The following is a 14,862-nucleotide window of genomic DNA, read 5'->3' as shown; positions in this document are numbered from 1 at the left end:
AAATAAGTCGATATTAATAAATACTTAATAAAACCTTAATCATTATCGCCAAGGTTAATTTCACCATTAACGCTTTTTATATTTTTCGGGTAAACAAGAATTAAAATCAAGGGCAAACGGAAGTTTTTTCAATTTAAATCAAGTGATTTCATCACAAAACCTGGTGTACCGGTTTGGGCTTTGGTATAAAAACCAACTTTAAACAATTTAAACATACTTTTTAGCTAATCGGTTCAAAAACCGCTTAATTTTTGTTTTTTGAGGCTTTTTTGTAGATTTGTTTAAATCCAACTGATATGTACAACCTACTTGTTTCTCCCCAAAATGTACAGGCTTCATTAAATAAGCACGTACTTGCCGATGGCTTCGATCTCACTTTTGACATGGAAAAAAGTAAGGGTGTTTATATTTATGATTCCAAGCATGATCGTACACTACTTGATTTTTTTACATGCTTTGCGTCGGTGCCATTGGGCTACAATCACCCTAAAATGGTGAACGACGAGGGGTTCAAAAAAAACCTGATGCTGGCGGCATTAACCAATCCATCAAACTCTGATATTTATACCACCCAATATGCTCAGTTCCTGGAAACTTTTTCGCGGGTTGGTATTCCTGATTACCTGCCGCATGCTTTTTTTATAGCAGGAGGCTCATTGGCTATTGAGAATGCACTTAAAGTAGCTATGGACTGGAAAGTACAAAAAAACTTTGCGAGGGGCTATACTAAAGAACGCGGTTTTAAAGTGATTCACTTTGAGCATGCTTTTCACGGCAGATCTGGCTACACATTGAGTTTAACCAATACCCTACCCAATAAAACCAAATGGTTTGCCAAGTTTGATTGGCCAAGAGTATCGGTACCTTATATGAATTTTCCCTATAGCGATAGCAATCACGAAGATCTGTTACGAAGGGAACAATTATCCGTAGCGCAGATCCGGAAAGCATTTGAAGATAATAAAGATGATGTTTGCGCTATTATTATTGAACCTGTACAATCAGAAGGAGGTGATAACCATGTGCGTAAGGAATTTTTAGAACAATTGCGCCTGCTGGCCGATGAGTATGAAGCAATGTTGATTTATGATGAGGTGCAAACCGGCGTTGGCCTTACAGGCAAATTCTGGTGCCATGAGCATTTTGGCGAAAAGGCCCGGCCAGATATTATTGCTTTTGGTAAAAAGATGCAGGTTTGCGGTATACTTTGCAGCAACCGTGTTGATGAGATTGAAAACAACGTGTTCCGGGTTTCATCTCGTATCAACTCTACCTGGGGTGGCAGCCTGGTTGATATGGTGCGCTCATCAAAGATTATGGAAGTTATTGAAGAAGATAACCTATGTGAGAACGCCGCCAATATGGGCGAATATTTACAAAAGCAGCTAAATGATATAGCTTCACGGGTGCCAATAATAAGTAATGTACGCGGTAAAGGGCTACTTACTGCTTTTGATTTCCCCGATAAAAACAAGCGGGATGCCTTCATTAATAAGGGACTGGAAAATAATATCATGTATTTAGGCTGCGGCGACAAAAGCATCCGTTTCAGGCCGGCACTTATTATTGAAAAAAGCCATATCGATATCGGGCTCGATATGTTGGAGAAAATATCCAAAAGCTTGTGATGACCTTATAGTAATTCACTAATAATAACTTACTCCACAGAGTAAGTAGTTTTGTATTTAATATATGTTTCAGGAGGCGAACATCGCCAGAAAGGCATAAAAAGTTAAAATATGCTATCTTTTCACCAAAATACGCCTTATTTTTAGTTATTATTCCGATTAGATTTGTTTCATCCCAATTAGAATAAATTCTAATTTCATCATGAGCAAACATATAGAGAAATTAAAAAAACAACTTGTTGAAGTAGCCGAAGTTGTTAACTCATTTCAATCAGAAGCAGTACAGGTAAGAATCATTGACAGGCTACTGGATGTGATGATCGAGTCGGAAAAAGCAGATGCCGACGGTTTCGAAATTTTCAGTAAAAAGGGCCGTAAAATACGCTCAGATGATGAAAATTCGGCAATACCAGGTCGCAAAAAACCAGGAGCTACCAAAATATTAAACCAACTGTTAAGTACCGATTTTTTTGATACTCAACGTTCTATCTCCTCAATTGCCCAGTATTGTAAAGATCAGTTCGATTCTGATTTTAAAACATCTGAACTATCCGGCATATTGCTAAAACTCGCCAACGAAAATAAACTCAGAAGAGAAAGAAGCAACGAAAATAATCGCTTTGAATATATTAAAGCGTAAATATTTAAACTTATATTATAAAATAACCCACTATTCCTTAACGGAATAGTGGGTTATTTATTTAAAGTTAAAAAATATATTATTTTAAAGCAAAAAGATCATCTACGCCTAAAATTTTTCGGCTTGTAAAGCCTTCGGCATATTTAGCGCCTATACTTTTGCCAAACTCGCTTGCCCGTGCGGCAACCACGTTAATAAACTCGGGGGTAGAAATATAAGTTTGCGGCTCATCGCTCCACTCGGGGTTAAAAAACTGGGAACCATAGGCGTAAATACTTTCTATCTTTTTATCCCAATACTCGGTTATATCTATTAGAATATCAGGCTTGATATACCTGTCTTGTATAAAATGAAGCACCAGGTCTGGCCTCCAGGCCTCCTGTACTTCGCCGTCGTTAAAAGTTTCTATTTTACGCAAACCCGAAAGAAAGGCGGATGCTTCTACCAATTCATTGGCGCGCCCATGATCAGGGTGCCTGTCATGATAAGCATTGGTAATTATAATTTTAGGCCGATATTTGCGGATAGCACCAATCACTTTTAACTGATACTCTTTTGTGTTTTGAAAAAAACCGTCTGGGATACCCAGATTATCCCTTACCGCTACTCCCAATATACCGGCAGCAGCGGTAGCTTCCTGTTCACGAATCTCGGCCGAGCCACGGGTACCCAGTTCACCACGGGTGAGATCAACAATGCCAACTTTGTGGCCAAGGGCTATGTGTTTTAAAATAGTACCAGAACAGCCTAATTCGGCATCATCGGGATGTACCGATAAAACTAAAATATCTAATTTCATTGTATTGTTTGTGTTAATGAGCAACGGCTAAAAGCCGCTCTATTTTCTTCCGGATCTTTGAAGAAGTAGGCTTTGTAAAAGGGTAGTAAAAATCGGTTACGTGGCCCTCCCTATCAATCAAAAACTTATGAAAATTCCAACGGGGAACCGATTTTAGTTTCCCGTTTTCCTTTTTGTTGGCAAAAAACTGGTACAAAGGATGAGCAAACGGGCCACGCACCCTTATTTTATCAAATACGGGGTAATTGGTTGCTCCTGCATTTTCACAGAAGGTGGCAATAGCTGCACCCTCCAAAGGTTCCTGACCGCCAAAATCGTTTGAAGGAAAGGCAAGTATTTCAAAATCGGCACCTTCAAAAATCCCCTTTAGCTCGGCAAGGTCTTTAAGTTGTGGGGTAAAGCCACATTGAGATGCGGTGTTTACAATCAAAAGGACTTTATTTTTATAGGCCGCCAGACTGATATCATCACCGTTTAACCTTTGAACGTTAAACTTGTAGACGCTTGTGTTATCCATTATTAGTAGTTAGTGGAATTATATCCGGCCTGGGTAAGTATGGCCTCGATATCTCTCTGCTCATCAGGATCATAAGTTTCTTTAAGGTTGTGGCCAAATAAACTGGCGACTGATTGAAACATAAACGCTTTAAAACCACCTTTAAGTTCCTTAACCATGGTATAGCTGGTGGTATGGGTCTCCCGGTCAATCAGCTTAATTAAAACTTCACCCTGACTAATTGTCAGATTTTTTATTTCCTTATCAAACAATGCTTTTATTTCACCTTCGCAGGTGTTAATCAATTCTTTCTGTTTCTTTTTATCACCGGTAAGCGCCAGATCCCGTTGCAGTTTCTGGTACCTTTGACTGGCAAATTGTGCGTACGGCCACACCTTGAGCACATTGTATCGTAAACGTCGAAAAGCATCCCTATCGGCGTCACTGGCAAAAATACGGGTATCTATGATCTTTACAGGGGCGCAAACTACCCACGGCACCAGCTGCCCGTCAAGTTCTGTTAAAGCAACTTTTATGGTATCGTTTTTGCCCATAACCATAGGGGCAGGTTTATCTGTTTGGGCCTTTGCCTGGCCCATTAAGCAACAAAACATCAACAGAAAACCAATTAATTTCATATTTTTACTTAAAACAAAATTAAAGGAAATTTTTGTGGTATTTTAATATAAACAGTAATAATAATTTTTAATTACAAGTTTATCAAGAGTATACCGTCTATATCATATATGAAAGAGATAGTGATTGATCTGGAAGCCGAGAAGAATGAGATCTTAAAACGATACCGTGCTTTGCTGCGTGCCTGTAAGTCGACTTTGCAAAAGGGCGATAAACGCATGATCCGCAAGGCTTTTGATATGGCCTTAGAGAGCCATAAGGATATGCGCCGTAAAAGCGGCGAGCCTTACATATATCACCCTATTGCCGTTGCACAGATAGCCGCCGAAGAAATTGGACTGGGCACAACATCCATTGTGTGCGCCCTGCTGCATGATGTGGTAGAAGATACCAACATGACGCTGGATGACATTGAAATGGAGTTTGGTAAAAAGGTGGCCAAAATTATTGATGGCTTAACCAAAATATCGGGCGTATTTGATACTAACAGTTCGTTACAGGCCGAAAACTTCCGTAAAATGCTGCTTACCCTGGCCGACGATGTTAGGGTAATATTGATAAAACTTGCCGACCGCCTGCATAACATGCGTACCATGGAGTTTATGCCGCGCGATAAGCAGCTTAAACTTTCGTCAGAAACTGTTTACCTGTATGCACCGCTTGCGCACAGGCTGGGCTTGTATGCCATAAAATCTGAACTGGAAGACCTATCCATGAAATACATGGAGCGTGAAACTTACCAGTTCATTAAAAAGAAATTAAACGAGAAAAAAGCCGAGCGTGAGCGTTTTATCCGCGATTTTATTGAGCCGGTGAATAAAGCACTGCAAGCCCAGGAAATTCATGCAGATGTGTTTGGCAGGCCAAAATCCATCCATTCCATCTGGAATAAGATGAAGAAAAAATCGATCCCGTTTGAAGAAGTCTATGATCTTTTTGCCATCAGGATTATTTTAGATAGTGCCCCCGACCAGGAAAAAGCAGATTGCTGGAAAGCCTATAGCATAGTTACCGATCAATATCGCCCCAATCCCGATAGGTTGCGTGACTGGATCTCATCGCCTAAGGCTAATGGTTATGAGTCATTACATACAACCGTAATGGGGCCCCGCGGCCAATGGGTGGAAGTGCAGATCCGTACCAAACGTATGAATGAAATTGCCGAAAAAGGTTTTGCAGCACATTGGAAATACAAGGAATCATCAACCGATAGCGGCCTTGATCTTTGGGTACAAAAGGTACGGGATATGCTCAAAAACCCCGACACCAACGCGCTCGACTTTATTGACGATTTTAAGATGAACTTGTTCAGCGATGAAATTTTCATTTTTACGCCCAAAGGCGCGCTCATCCAATTACCCTTAAACGCTACAGCACTTGATTTTGCCTTTGAGATCCACACCGATGTAGGTGCCAGCTGTATTGGTGCTAAGGTGAACCATAAACTGGTACCGCTAAGCTACAAACTGCAAAATGGCGACCAGGTAGAAATCATTACCTCGGGCAAGCAAACGCCTAAGGAAGACTGGCTTAACTTTGTGGTTACCGCGAAAGCCAAAGCCAAAATAAAGTCGGCCTTAAAAGAAGAAAAACGCAAAATTGCCGAAGATGGTAAGGAGATTTTAGAGCGGAAAATGAAATCGCTCAAAATCACTTATAATTCTGAAAACTTACATAAACTAAGTTACTTTTTCAAGCTGCAATCAACCCAGGACCTGTTTTATAACATTGCCAAAGGTGTTATAGATATGAAGGACCTGAAAGAGTACCAGGCATCTGAAAAAAGTGTAGAGAACAAGCCACAGGATAAAATAGAGCAGGAACAGGTACAGAGTTTGATCCGCAACCTTAAATCAAAAGACAGCGATATGTTGCTTATTGGTGAGGATATGCAAAAGATTGACTATAAACTGGCCAATTGCTGCAACCCTATCCCCGGTGATGATGTTTTTGGTTTTGTAACTGTAAGCGATGGCATAAAAATTCACCGCACCAATTGCCCCAATGCCGCCAAACTGATGGCTAACTACGGTTACCGGATTGTTAAAGCCAAGTGGACCAATCAGCAGGAACTTGCATTTTTAACCGGATTAAGAATTACTGGTATAGACGAGGTTGGTTTGATCAACAAACTCACTACCGTTATATCAAACGACTTCAGGGTAAATATCCGGTCTATCACAGTTGATAGCGATAACGGTATTTTTGAAGGATCGCTGATGATTTACGTAAACGACACCGAACACCTGGAAAATCTGATCAAAAAAATAAAATTGATTAAAGGCGTTACCGGCGTACACAGGTTTGATTCGGTAATTGAGAAGGCGTCTTGAAGAAGAGTCAAGAATTAAGAGTCGAGAATCAAGACAGAAACCGAAGCTAAAATCTTGATTCTTGACTCTTGTATCTTGATTCTATTTTTTATTAATAACTTTGCCTGCTTAACAGACTATTATGCCCCAACAGGATACTATAGCATTGGTTAAAAAAATTTTTGAGGCCTACCTTGAAAATAAAAACCTGCGCAAAACGCCAGAGCGTTTTGCTATACTTGAAGAAATTTATTCCCGTACAGATCATTTTGATGTGGAGTCGTTGTACATCCATATGAAAAATAAAAAATACCGTGTAAGTCGTGCTACGGTTTACAATACGCTGGAGTTACTGGTATCGTGCGATTTGGTTACCAAGCATCAATTTGGTAAAAACATGGCGCAATTTGAAAAATCATACGGGTACAAACAGCATGACCACATCATTTGTATTGACTGCGGCAAGGTAGTTGAGTTTTGCGATCCGCGCATACAGCAGATTCAGAGCATGATGGGCGATATTTTGAAGTTTGAGATTAAACACCACTCTTTAAACCTTTACGGTAACTGTACTAAGCTACGTGAGGGCAACTGCGACAGAAGGGCGTAAAAAGTTATGAACAAACCTGTTCTGAGCAAAAATGCTTTTTGGGATGTTGACATGGCCATTATCGACTATGCGAAGAATGCCTCCTATGTAATATATAAGGTTTTTGACAGAGGTAATCTGGATGATATTCTTTCCATACTGAACTTTTATGAACAGAAAAAATAGAATCTTCTTTATTAAATATTCGATATCTGTCAAATAATGCGATGTCATTTGCCTGCGTTTTATTTAATCTTAAGTTAGAGGATTTCAGATCATACAGGTTCAAGCAAGAAAATCCCAACATCTGGCCATTTTAAGTGAATGAACCAAACCAAGTCAGTTCAACTACTTCCAACTGAAGATGCCGCAGCGTCAACAATACTGGATACAGTAAAATCATACTCAAAGAAAGATTATTATGTTCTGTATGAGTTATTAAATGTTTTTACATTTGCCGAGTTGATTGGTTTTTATTCAAGAAAGTATCCAAATCATGATTTGGCGTCAGTCTTAAAAAGCTTATCAGACTTTCATGAAGTAGAATTGGAAGATAACACGATCTTAACACCTGTTAGTTGGGACACTATCAAAGACAAATTTTCGAAAGAAATTAGGAATTATATACTTGACTTACGGCTAACTAAAGCCGGGGCCAACAAGAACATTATTAGCAAGAAGAAAACGATAAATTAATGGCTGTTGACGTATTATTAGGCCTCCAGTGGGGCGATGAAGGTAAAGGAAAAATTGTTGATGTGTTAAGTGCAGGTTATGACCTGATAGCACGTTTCCAGGGCGGCCCCAACGCTGGGCACACTTTGGAGTTCGACGGTAAAAAATTCGTACTGAATACTATTCCTTCAGGTATATTTTTTGAAAATACCATGAACCTGATTGGTAATGGTGTAGTTATTGACCCTATCACCCTTAAAAAGGAAATAGATAAACTGAAAGATGCCGGTCATGATCTGTTGGCTAAAAAGAACCTGCTGATCGCGAAAAAAGCACACCTGATATTACCTACTCACCAGCTATTAGATGCAGCTTCTGAAAAGAAAATGGGCGAAGGTAAAATTGGATCGACCTTAAAAGGTATCGGCCCAACGTATATGGATAAAACCGGCAGGAACGGTTTACGCATTGGCGATATTACTTTGCCCGATTTTAAAGAACGTTACCAGAAATTAGTTGATAAACACACAGCTATGTTAACTGCCATGTATGGCGAGGTTGCAGATTTTTCTGAACGTGAAGCTTTGTTTTTTGAGGCCATAGAGTTTCTTAAACAATTTCCGTTGGTTGATTCTGAACATTTGGTGAACGATTATATTAAAAAAGGTAAAAAAGTTTTAGCCGAAGGCGCACAAGGTGCCATGCTGGATATCGATTTTGGCTCATACCCTTTTGTTACTTCGTCAAACACCACTGCCGCTGGTGCCTGTACCGGTTTGGGGATTGCTCCGCAGCAAATTGGCGATGTGATTGGTATTTTTAAAGCTTATTGCACCCGTGTTGGTGGTGGCCCCTTCCCTACCGAACTGGAAGACGAAACAGGCGAAGAATTACGCCGTATAGGCCACGAATTTGGTGCCACTACAGGCAGACCCCGCCGTACCGGCTGGATTGATCTGCCGGCTTTAAAATACGCTATTATGCTTAATGGTGTTACGCAATTGGTAATGACCAAGGCCGATGTATTGAGTGGTTTTGATAAGATCTACGCCTGTACCCATTATAACTATTTAGGCGAAAAAATTGACTACATGCCGTACGATATCTGCTCTGTTAGTCCTGAGCCTGTCCTGAAAGAAATTGACGGCTGGAACGAGGATTTAACCGGCATAACCGAGTTGAATGAAATTCCTGAAAAGCTACAATCTTACATAGATTACCTGGAAGCCGAATTAGGCGTACCTGTAAAATACCTATCAGTAGGACCAGACAGGAAACAAACCCTGGTATTGCATTAATCGTACAATCTGCTTACATGCAGGCAACACAATAACATTTTAAAGGCCGGGCAACCGGCCTTTTTTCATTTACTTGGTTATTTTTGCACCGTGATAGTACAGGTTAATGATCTGCCGAATTTTAAGAATAAAGCCCTGCAATGGGCATCGTCATTTGATGCGATATGCTACCTCGACTCCAACAGCTTTGATGACCCTTACGGGAAATTTGATACGCTGATAGCCGTCGGCGCAAAGGCAGAATTGACGGCTTACTCAGGAAATGCTTTTGATGAATTAGAAACCTTCCGCAAAAATAACCGGGGATGGATCACCGGCTTTTTTGGTTACGACCTTAAAAATGAAGTTGAAAACCTATCCTCCCAAAATGCTGACTACCTGCAGTTCCCGGATCTGTATTTTTTTGCGCCGTTACATCTTATCGTAATTAAAGGTAATAATGCAGAGATCGTTAGTGATCATACTAATGAGGTATTAAAGCAGATTGATCAACAGGGATTAGTCTCGCAACCTGCCACAAATGAAGTAAGACTGCAAGCTCGTTTTACAAAACAAGAATATATTGACGCTGTTGAAAGCATTCGGGAACATATCAACCGGGGTGATATTTACGTAACCAATTTTTGCCAGGAGTTTTATGCCGAGAATGTGCATATCGATCCATTATCAGCATTTCTTCAGCTTAATACTATTTCACCTAACCCCTTCTCTACTTTTTTTAAGTGGAGGGATAATTATATCATCGGCGCATCGCCCGAGCGCTTTTTGGCTAAACGGGGTAACAAACTGATTTCGCAGCCCATAAAAGGTACCGCCAAAAGAAATAAAGATCTCACAGCAGATGAATTGGTGAAACAGCAGTTACGCAACCATCCCAAAGAACTACAGGAAAATGTGATGGTGGTAGACCTCGTACGTAATGATCTCACCAAATCGGCCAAACCGGGTACCGTAAAAGCCGAAGACCTTTTTGGCATTTACAGCTTCCGTCATCTACATCAAATGATATCTACGGTGGTGTGCGAGTTACAGGATGGCTTATCAGCCATACAGGCAATTAAAAATTGCTTCCCTATGGGCAGCATGACCGGCGCACCCAAGGTAAGCGCCATGCAGCTAATGGAACAGTACGAGCGCAGTAAACGCGGTGTATATTCAGGAGCGGTAGGTTATTTTAGCGCTGATGACGATTTCGATTTTAACGTGGTGATCCGGTCACTGTTGTATAATGCAGGTCTCAGATATTTATCCTTCCATGCTGGTAGTGCTATCACTTATCATGCTGAAGCGGAAAAGGAATATGAGGAATGCTTGTTAAAGGCTAAGGCTATTTTGGAGGTTTTGGGAGGATAAGATCATTCACAATTCAGGCCAAATACATCCAAACAAGGTTAACATAACTTAACACATTTCAGATTTATTTATCACAAATATCTAATAATCAATGTTTTATATTTTTACATGGTTAACACTAAACTGACGCATCGCTCAATTCAGGTACATCCAAATATTTGTGCTTGTTATTGCCCCTTATAAGCATTGGAGTAAATTTTATTTTAATTCCCTCCAACCACTATCTTATCTCCCATCCTTACCTTTATTTCTGATCCAACTGCAAAGAATGCGGATACTGGTTTCTTTTTCAGGAATGGCACAAATGCTTCGCCATACAAGTCTGCCACATCAGCATTAAAAACATAGTCTTTAACCTTGCCGGTTTGCCAGGAAACGTGCTCAACCTGGTACTCCATTGTTACTGTAGCGCTTAGCTTATTGTAACCCCAGTAATGCTCAAAAATAAATTCTTCGGCACTACCCGGTTCAATATCCAATAACTTATTGCAGGCAGTTGCGCCCAGCTTATTCCACTTGCCTTTAAACTTCCATTCGTATAAAAAACGCGTATGATCATCATCTGCTGGGGTGATAAAATGCCGCATGGGCATAGTATGGTAATGTTCTTTATATAGATTGTTGGCTATAAGAGTGATCATGGCTTTGGGTACAATCTCGCTTACAAAAACAGCACCGCGTTTCCACTCGGTGCCATTAAAATGTTTTACATAAAAGCGCAGGTTAACCTCTTCAAAGTTTACATGTAGCGGCCATTTAATACCCATTACGCTGGTTTCCCTAAATAAAAAACCAACCATACTCACCAGTGCTTTCCCCTCCCATAAATCAAGCTCTGTTCCGGGAGGCAGGTATTCGCCCAATACCTTCTGGTCAACCTCATAATTGAGCATGACCAGGTTATTCCATTGCGCTTTTAAAAATTGACGTTTGGGCATGGGGAGGAGTATTGAGTTTTCAGTATTGAGTCTTGAGTTTCTCCCGGTTAATGAAAAATCACATTAACTCAAAACTCCTCACTCAAAACTTAAAACTATTTCTTATAATACTTCATTGCCTCTGGTATAAGGTTTTGAATGTTGGCTATGCGGGTAGCATCGGCAGGGTGCGTGCTTAAAAACTCTGGTTGCGCGCCGCCTTTATTTTGAGCTGCCATCCGTTGCCAAAATGCAACGGCGTTGTGAGGGTCATAACCGGCCATAGCCATAAAAGTTAAACCCAAACGGTCGGCCTCTGATTCTTGCGCACGTGAATAGCTTAGCAATTTTAGCTGCGTACCTACACCATATAAAGTACCTATGGCAGATTGTGTAGCTTGTGATCTATCTGCTGTTGCAGCGCCTACTAAAGCACCGCCTCCCTGTACCAGCATTTGTTGAGAGATGCGCTCGGCGGAGTGCCTTGCAATGGCGTGGCCTATTTCGTGGCCCATCACTACAGCAAGGTAAGCATCGCTATTGGCCACAGGTAACAAACCACTGTAAACCGCTACTTTACCACCGGGCATACACCAGGCGTTAACCTCGCTGCTTTGGATAAGGTTAAATTCCCAGTTAAAACTATACTGATCGCCATATCCGTTGGCTTTTAAATAGCTTTCAATGGCAATAGCAAGATTATTACCTATGCGTTTAACGCGCTGGGCATCGGTACCATTGCTAATAACCTTTGTTTTAGGATCAGATAATAATTGTGAGTAACTGGCCGCCGCCGATTGGTTTACTTCGGCATCGCCAACCAAGCTGAGTTGTTTGCGGCCGGTAAGCGGCACCGTTGAACAGGAGAACAAGGCAATAACCATAGTTATCGCTAATAATGCAGGTTTGAAAATTTTCATAATGATCAGGCAGTTTTTTTCTTCAAAAAATTAACTTTCGACTCGGTGCCCTTTAGTAAGCGTTCGATATTTTTTTGGTGGGTTACCAGGATCAGCATGCAAATACACATCCCATAGATCACTACCGACCTGATGGAGGTGGGAAAAACAAAGGACACCCCTATTGGATAGGTAAACGCCGCTGCAATTGAGCTAAGCGAAACATACTTGGTAAGCAACAACACCACAACAAATACCACCACGCATAACAAAGCGGCATGCAAGTGAATAGCTAAAATCATTCCAAACAATGTGGCAACACCTTTACCACCTCTAAAACCTGCAAATACCGGGAACAAATGTCCCATAACTGCCGCTACGCCCAAGGCCAGCGCATAGTTCATGTATGATGATGACTGGTATGGACCTGTTGTAGATACACCAATAAAAAAAGCGAGGTTGGTGGCTGTCCACCCTTTTAAAATATCTAACAGCATTACCGGGATGCCGGCCTGCTTACCCAGTACCCTGAAGGTATTGGTTGCACCTGCGTTACCGCTGCCATATTCGCGCACATCAACACCATAAAATGCCTGTCCTATCCAAACTGCTGTAGGGATAGATCCGCATAGATAGGCTAAAATAAGCGCTGAAACAGAATAAACGTTTATCATTGCCCTGCAATATTACAAAATTGAAATCGGACTAAAGTTTTTATCATGCTAAATTCTAAAACCTGGGTATTGATTTTAAAACTCCAAAATCGAAGTTAAAGCCTAAAAGTTAAACCAACTATTTTTACTTAACGGCTTTTAAACTCAGATCGAGGCTTTTTACCGAATGCGTTAGCGCGCCAACAGAAATATAGTCAACCCCACACTCGGCATATTCACGAATATTTTCTATCGTTATACCCCCCGATGCCTCTGTTATAAACCTGCCGTTGACGATATTAACCGCGTGCCTAAGTTCGGCAAAATTAAAGTTATCTAACAAGATACGATTTACGTTACCGGTTTGCAAAACCTGATCTAACTCTTCCAGGTTGCGTACCTCAATTTCAATAGCAAGCTTTTTACCATTATCTGCCAGGTATTGGTTAGCACTTTCAATAGCTTGCCTGATACCTCCAGCGTAATCAACATGGTTGTCTTTGATCAGGATCATATCATACAAACCAAAGCGGTGGTTAACGCCCCCGCCTATTTTTACCGCCCATTTTTCAAGATAGCGTAAACCCGGAGTGGTTTTACGTGTATCTAAAACTTTAGTATTGGTATCTTTTAACAGATCAACTATCTGGCGGGTTTTTGTAGCAATTCCAGACATCCGTTGCATACAATTCAGTACCAATCGTTCGGCCACTAAAATGCTTTGCGCGCTGCCCTCTACCTCAAAAGCCACATCTTTATATTTCACAGCGGCACCGTCTTCTATAAAAACGTTAACCTTAAGTGCAGGATCAACAATATGAAATATTTCTAAAGCCAGTTCAACACCGGCCAAAATGCCATCATCTTTTACCAAAAGCTTTGCTTTACCTACAGTATCAGCAGGAATAGTTGATAACGAGGTATGATCGCCATCGCCAACATCTTCCTTTAAAGCATTTATTATAAACGGGTCAATTAGTTCCTTATCCAAACGAATTACTTTTTAGTATGCCTCAAAAGTAAGGTTTTTTTTAAATGTGCAGATTTTAGATGTGCAGATATGTAGATGTTTTTTTATGCTTTGATTAGGATAAATGAGATGTGCAGATTTCAAATGTGCAGATATGCAGATGTTTTTTTATGCTTTGATTAGGGTAAATGAGATGTGTGGATTTTAGATGTGCAAATTTCAGATGTGCAGATATTTTTTATGCTTTGATTAGGGTAAACGAGATGTGCAGGTCTTTTTTGATATTTTGATCGGTTTAAATCAGAGATTTCATTTTGGCGCTACTTTCAATCTGCGCAGATTGTATTACATCTCCACATCTGAAACTTGCACATCTAAAATCTATTTAATCTTCTACACATCTGAAATTTGCACATTTGCACATTTGAAATCTGCACATCTATTTCACTTTCTCATCCTCTATTCTAAACTCAACAATACTCATAGTACCATTAATGCTTTTTAGGGTGAAGGCTATGCGGTATTCCTTTTTATCAGTAGTTGTTAATATATACACGCCAAGCATAATACTGGCGCTGGAGTTTACTTTATGGAGAAGCTTAATGCTTTGAGGTTTGTTTTTGGCGAAGAAATCGTCCAATATAGCGGCAGCTTTGTCTTTGGGGTAGGTATTTTCGTCCTCCATCAACGTGATATCAACATTGGCGGCAAATAGTTTGGCTATTTCTTTGGCATTGCCCTGCTTTACCAGGTTAGCAACGTTATCAATAGCATCTGCCGATGCTTTGGTATTAACAAGCAGCAAAAATATAAACGATGACAGGTAAAGGAGTTTCATATAATCAATACGTTATAAAATAACTTAATGTTACAAGGTTAAAAAAAGGCAAATCGGGAGTTATGCTGTGATATCAATATATAACTGTTTCCCGCCTCAATTATTATCCTAATAATCAACAAGATGCAACTATCGCCTTAAATTCAAAAATTATAAGCA

The 14,862-nt window shown here is 40.3% G+C and carries 16 protein-coding genes; 8 read left to right on the top strand and 8 right to left on the bottom strand.

The features are described 5' to 3' along the window. The first annotated feature begins 296 nt into the window (after positions 1 to 296). Together lat and FHS10_RS06935 are read left to right on the top strand one after the other, a co-directional pair. Positions 297 to 1,628, top strand: coding sequence for an L-lysine 6-transaminase (gene lat / locus FHS10_RS06940; RefSeq protein ID WP_259088930.1), 1,332 nt, complete (start codon positions 297 to 299; stop codon positions 1,626 to 1,628). Positions 1,629 to 1,830: 202 nt separating this feature from the next. Then, positions 1,831 to 2,268, top strand: coding sequence for a hypothetical protein (locus tag FHS10_RS06935; protein WP_259088924.1), 438 nt, complete (start codon positions 1,831 to 1,833; stop codon positions 2,266 to 2,268). A gap of 79 nt (positions 2,269 to 2,347) precedes the next feature. Here the strand turns inward: FHS10_RS06935 and bshB1 are convergent, their stop codons facing one another. From bshB1 to FHS10_RS06920, 3 genes are read right to left on the bottom strand one after another with little or no spacing between them, the layout of a single operon-like run. Next, the gene (gene bshB1, locus FHS10_RS06930) at positions 2,348 to 3,067 is read right to left on the bottom strand and encodes a bacillithiol biosynthesis deacetylase BshB1 (protein WP_259088923.1); all 720 of its coding nucleotides are present in this window, start codon (positions 3,065 to 3,067) and stop codon (positions 2,348 to 2,350) included. A 13-nt stretch (positions 3,068 to 3,080) separates the two neighbouring features. Then, on the bottom strand, positions 3,081 to 3,584 hold the full coding sequence (locus FHS10_RS06925) for a glutathione peroxidase (RefSeq protein ID WP_259088915.1): 504 nt from the start codon (positions 3,582 to 3,584) through the stop codon (positions 3,081 to 3,083). A gap of 2 nt (positions 3,585 to 3,586) precedes the next feature. Further along, complete coding sequence (locus tag FHS10_RS06920) at positions 3,587 to 4,201, bottom strand: DUF4294 domain-containing protein (RefSeq protein WP_259088913.1); 615 nt, start codon at positions 4,199 to 4,201, stop codon at positions 3,587 to 3,589. 108 nt (positions 4,202 to 4,309) lie between these two features. Here FHS10_RS06920 and FHS10_RS06915 point away from each other — a divergent pair, with 108 nt between their 5' ends. The 6 genes from FHS10_RS06915 (at position 4,310) to FHS10_RS06890 (ending at position 10,426) form a co-directional block, all read left to right on the top strand. After that, positions 4,310 to 6,532, top strand: a complete 2,223-nt coding sequence (locus FHS10_RS06915; RefSeq protein ID WP_259088911.1) for a RelA/SpoT family protein — start codon at positions 4,310 to 4,312, stop codon at positions 6,530 to 6,532. A gap of 121 nt (positions 6,533 to 6,653) precedes the next feature. Then, the gene (locus tag FHS10_RS06910) at positions 6,654 to 7,121 is read left to right on the top strand and encodes a Fur family transcriptional regulator (RefSeq protein ID WP_259088909.1); all 468 of its coding nucleotides are present in this window, start codon (positions 6,654 to 6,656) and stop codon (positions 7,119 to 7,121) included. A 6-nt stretch (positions 7,122 to 7,127) separates the two neighbouring features. Then, the gene (locus FHS10_RS06905) at positions 7,128 to 7,286 is read left to right on the top strand and encodes a DUF6922 domain-containing protein (protein WP_259088908.1); all 159 of its coding nucleotides are present in this window, start codon (positions 7,128 to 7,130) and stop codon (positions 7,284 to 7,286) included. 138 nt (positions 7,287 to 7,424) lie between these two features. Beyond that, a complete protein-coding gene (locus FHS10_RS06900) occupies positions 7,425 to 7,796 on the top strand; it encodes a hypothetical protein (RefSeq protein WP_259088907.1) in 372 nt (123 codons plus the stop codon). After that, positions 7,796 to 9,073, top strand: coding sequence for an adenylosuccinate synthase (locus FHS10_RS06895; RefSeq protein WP_259088906.1), 1,278 nt, complete (start codon positions 7,796 to 7,798; stop codon positions 9,071 to 9,073). The genes FHS10_RS06900 and FHS10_RS06895 overlap by 1 nt, the downstream gene beginning before the upstream one ends. A 90-nt stretch (positions 9,074 to 9,163) precedes the next feature. Then, on the top strand, positions 9,164 to 10,426 hold the full coding sequence (locus tag FHS10_RS06890; RefSeq protein ID WP_259088904.1) for an anthranilate synthase component I family protein: 1,263 nt from the start codon (positions 9,164 to 9,166) through the stop codon (positions 10,424 to 10,426). A 203-nt stretch (positions 10,427 to 10,629) separates the two neighbouring features. Here the strand turns inward: FHS10_RS06890 and FHS10_RS06885 are convergent, their stop codons facing one another. The 5 genes from FHS10_RS06885 to FHS10_RS06865 all read right to left on the bottom strand — a co-directional run bounded on the left by FHS10_RS06885 (position 10,630) and on the right by FHS10_RS06865 (position 14,703). Beyond that, complete coding sequence (locus FHS10_RS06885) at positions 10,630 to 11,364, bottom strand: YqjF family protein (protein WP_259088902.1); 735 nt, start codon at positions 11,362 to 11,364, stop codon at positions 10,630 to 10,632. Between the two features lie 95 nt (positions 11,365 to 11,459). Continuing rightward, a complete protein-coding gene (locus tag FHS10_RS06880; protein WP_259088900.1) occupies positions 11,460 to 12,263 on the bottom strand; it encodes a M48 family metallopeptidase in 804 nt (267 codons plus the stop codon). Between the two features lie 5 nt (positions 12,264 to 12,268). Then, the gene (gene plsY, locus FHS10_RS06875) at positions 12,269 to 12,916 is read right to left on the bottom strand and encodes a glycerol-3-phosphate 1-O-acyltransferase PlsY (protein ID WP_259088898.1); all 648 of its coding nucleotides are present in this window, start codon (positions 12,914 to 12,916) and stop codon (positions 12,269 to 12,271) included. A gap of 124 nt (positions 12,917 to 13,040) precedes the next feature. Then, positions 13,041 to 13,886 (bottom strand): carboxylating nicotinate-nucleotide diphosphorylase, encoded by an 846-nt coding sequence (gene nadC / locus FHS10_RS06870; protein WP_259088892.1) that lies wholly within the window; start codon positions 13,884 to 13,886, stop codon positions 13,041 to 13,043. A 418-nt stretch (positions 13,887 to 14,304) separates the two neighbouring features. Further along, positions 14,305 to 14,703 (bottom strand): DUF4783 domain-containing protein, encoded by a 399-nt coding sequence (locus tag FHS10_RS06865; protein ID WP_259088883.1) that lies wholly within the window; start codon positions 14,701 to 14,703, stop codon positions 14,305 to 14,307. Positions 14,704 to 14,862: the final 159 nt, after the last annotated feature.

Source organism: Mucilaginibacter dorajii (assembly GCF_024808255.1).
Classification (GTDB): Bacteria; Bacteroidota; Bacteroidia; order Sphingobacteriales; family Sphingobacteriaceae; genus Mucilaginibacter; species Mucilaginibacter dorajii.
The sequence above is the reverse complement of the archived record's forward strand: the minus strand, read 5'-3'. Positions and strand labels throughout refer to the sequence as shown.

What these genes read in the sequence shown, in the direction of transcription:
- bshB1 (WP_259088923.1), bottom strand. Translation starts at nt 3,067, where the DNA reads ATGAAATTAGATATTTTAGTTTTATCGGTACATCCCGATGATGCCGAA.
- FHS10_RS06925 (WP_259088915.1), bottom strand. Translation starts at nt 3,584, where the DNA reads ATGGATAACACAAGCGTCTACAAGTTTAACGTTCAAAGGTTAAACGGT.
- FHS10_RS06920 (WP_259088913.1), bottom strand. Translation starts at nt 4,201, where the DNA reads ATGAAATTAATTGGTTTTCTGTTGATGTTTTGTTGCTTAATGGGCCAG.
- FHS10_RS06935 (WP_259088924.1), top strand. Translation starts at nt 1,831, where the DNA reads ATGAGCAAACATATAGAGAAATTAAAAAAACAACTTGTTGAAGTAGCC.
- FHS10_RS06885 (WP_259088902.1), bottom strand. Translation starts at nt 11,364, where the DNA reads ATGCCCAAACGTCAATTTTTAAAAGCGCAATGGAATAACCTGGTCATG.
- FHS10_RS06900 (WP_259088907.1), top strand. Translation starts at nt 7,425, where the DNA reads ATGAACCAAACCAAGTCAGTTCAACTACTTCCAACTGAAGATGCCGCA.
- FHS10_RS06895 (WP_259088906.1), top strand. Translation starts at nt 7,796, where the DNA reads ATGGCTGTTGACGTATTATTAGGCCTCCAGTGGGGCGATGAAGGTAAA.
- lat (WP_259088930.1), top strand. Translation starts at nt 297, where the DNA reads ATGTACAACCTACTTGTTTCTCCCCAAAATGTACAGGCTTCATTAAAT.
- FHS10_RS06915 (WP_259088911.1), top strand. Translation starts at nt 4,310, where the DNA reads ATGAAAGAGATAGTGATTGATCTGGAAGCCGAGAAGAATGAGATCTTA.
- FHS10_RS06905 (WP_259088908.1), top strand. Translation starts at nt 7,128, where the DNA reads ATGAACAAACCTGTTCTGAGCAAAAATGCTTTTTGGGATGTTGACATG.
- plsY (WP_259088898.1), bottom strand. Translation starts at nt 12,916, where the DNA reads ATGATAAACGTTTATTCTGTTTCAGCGCTTATTTTAGCCTATCTATGC.
- FHS10_RS06865 (WP_259088883.1), bottom strand. Translation starts at nt 14,703, where the DNA reads ATGAAACTCCTTTACCTGTCATCGTTTATATTTTTGCTGCTTGTTAAT.
- FHS10_RS06910 (WP_259088909.1), top strand. Translation starts at nt 6,654, where the DNA reads ATGCCCCAACAGGATACTATAGCATTGGTTAAAAAAATTTTTGAGGCC.
- FHS10_RS06880 (WP_259088900.1), bottom strand. Translation starts at nt 12,263, where the DNA reads ATGAAAATTTTCAAACCTGCATTATTAGCGATAACTATGGTTATTGCC.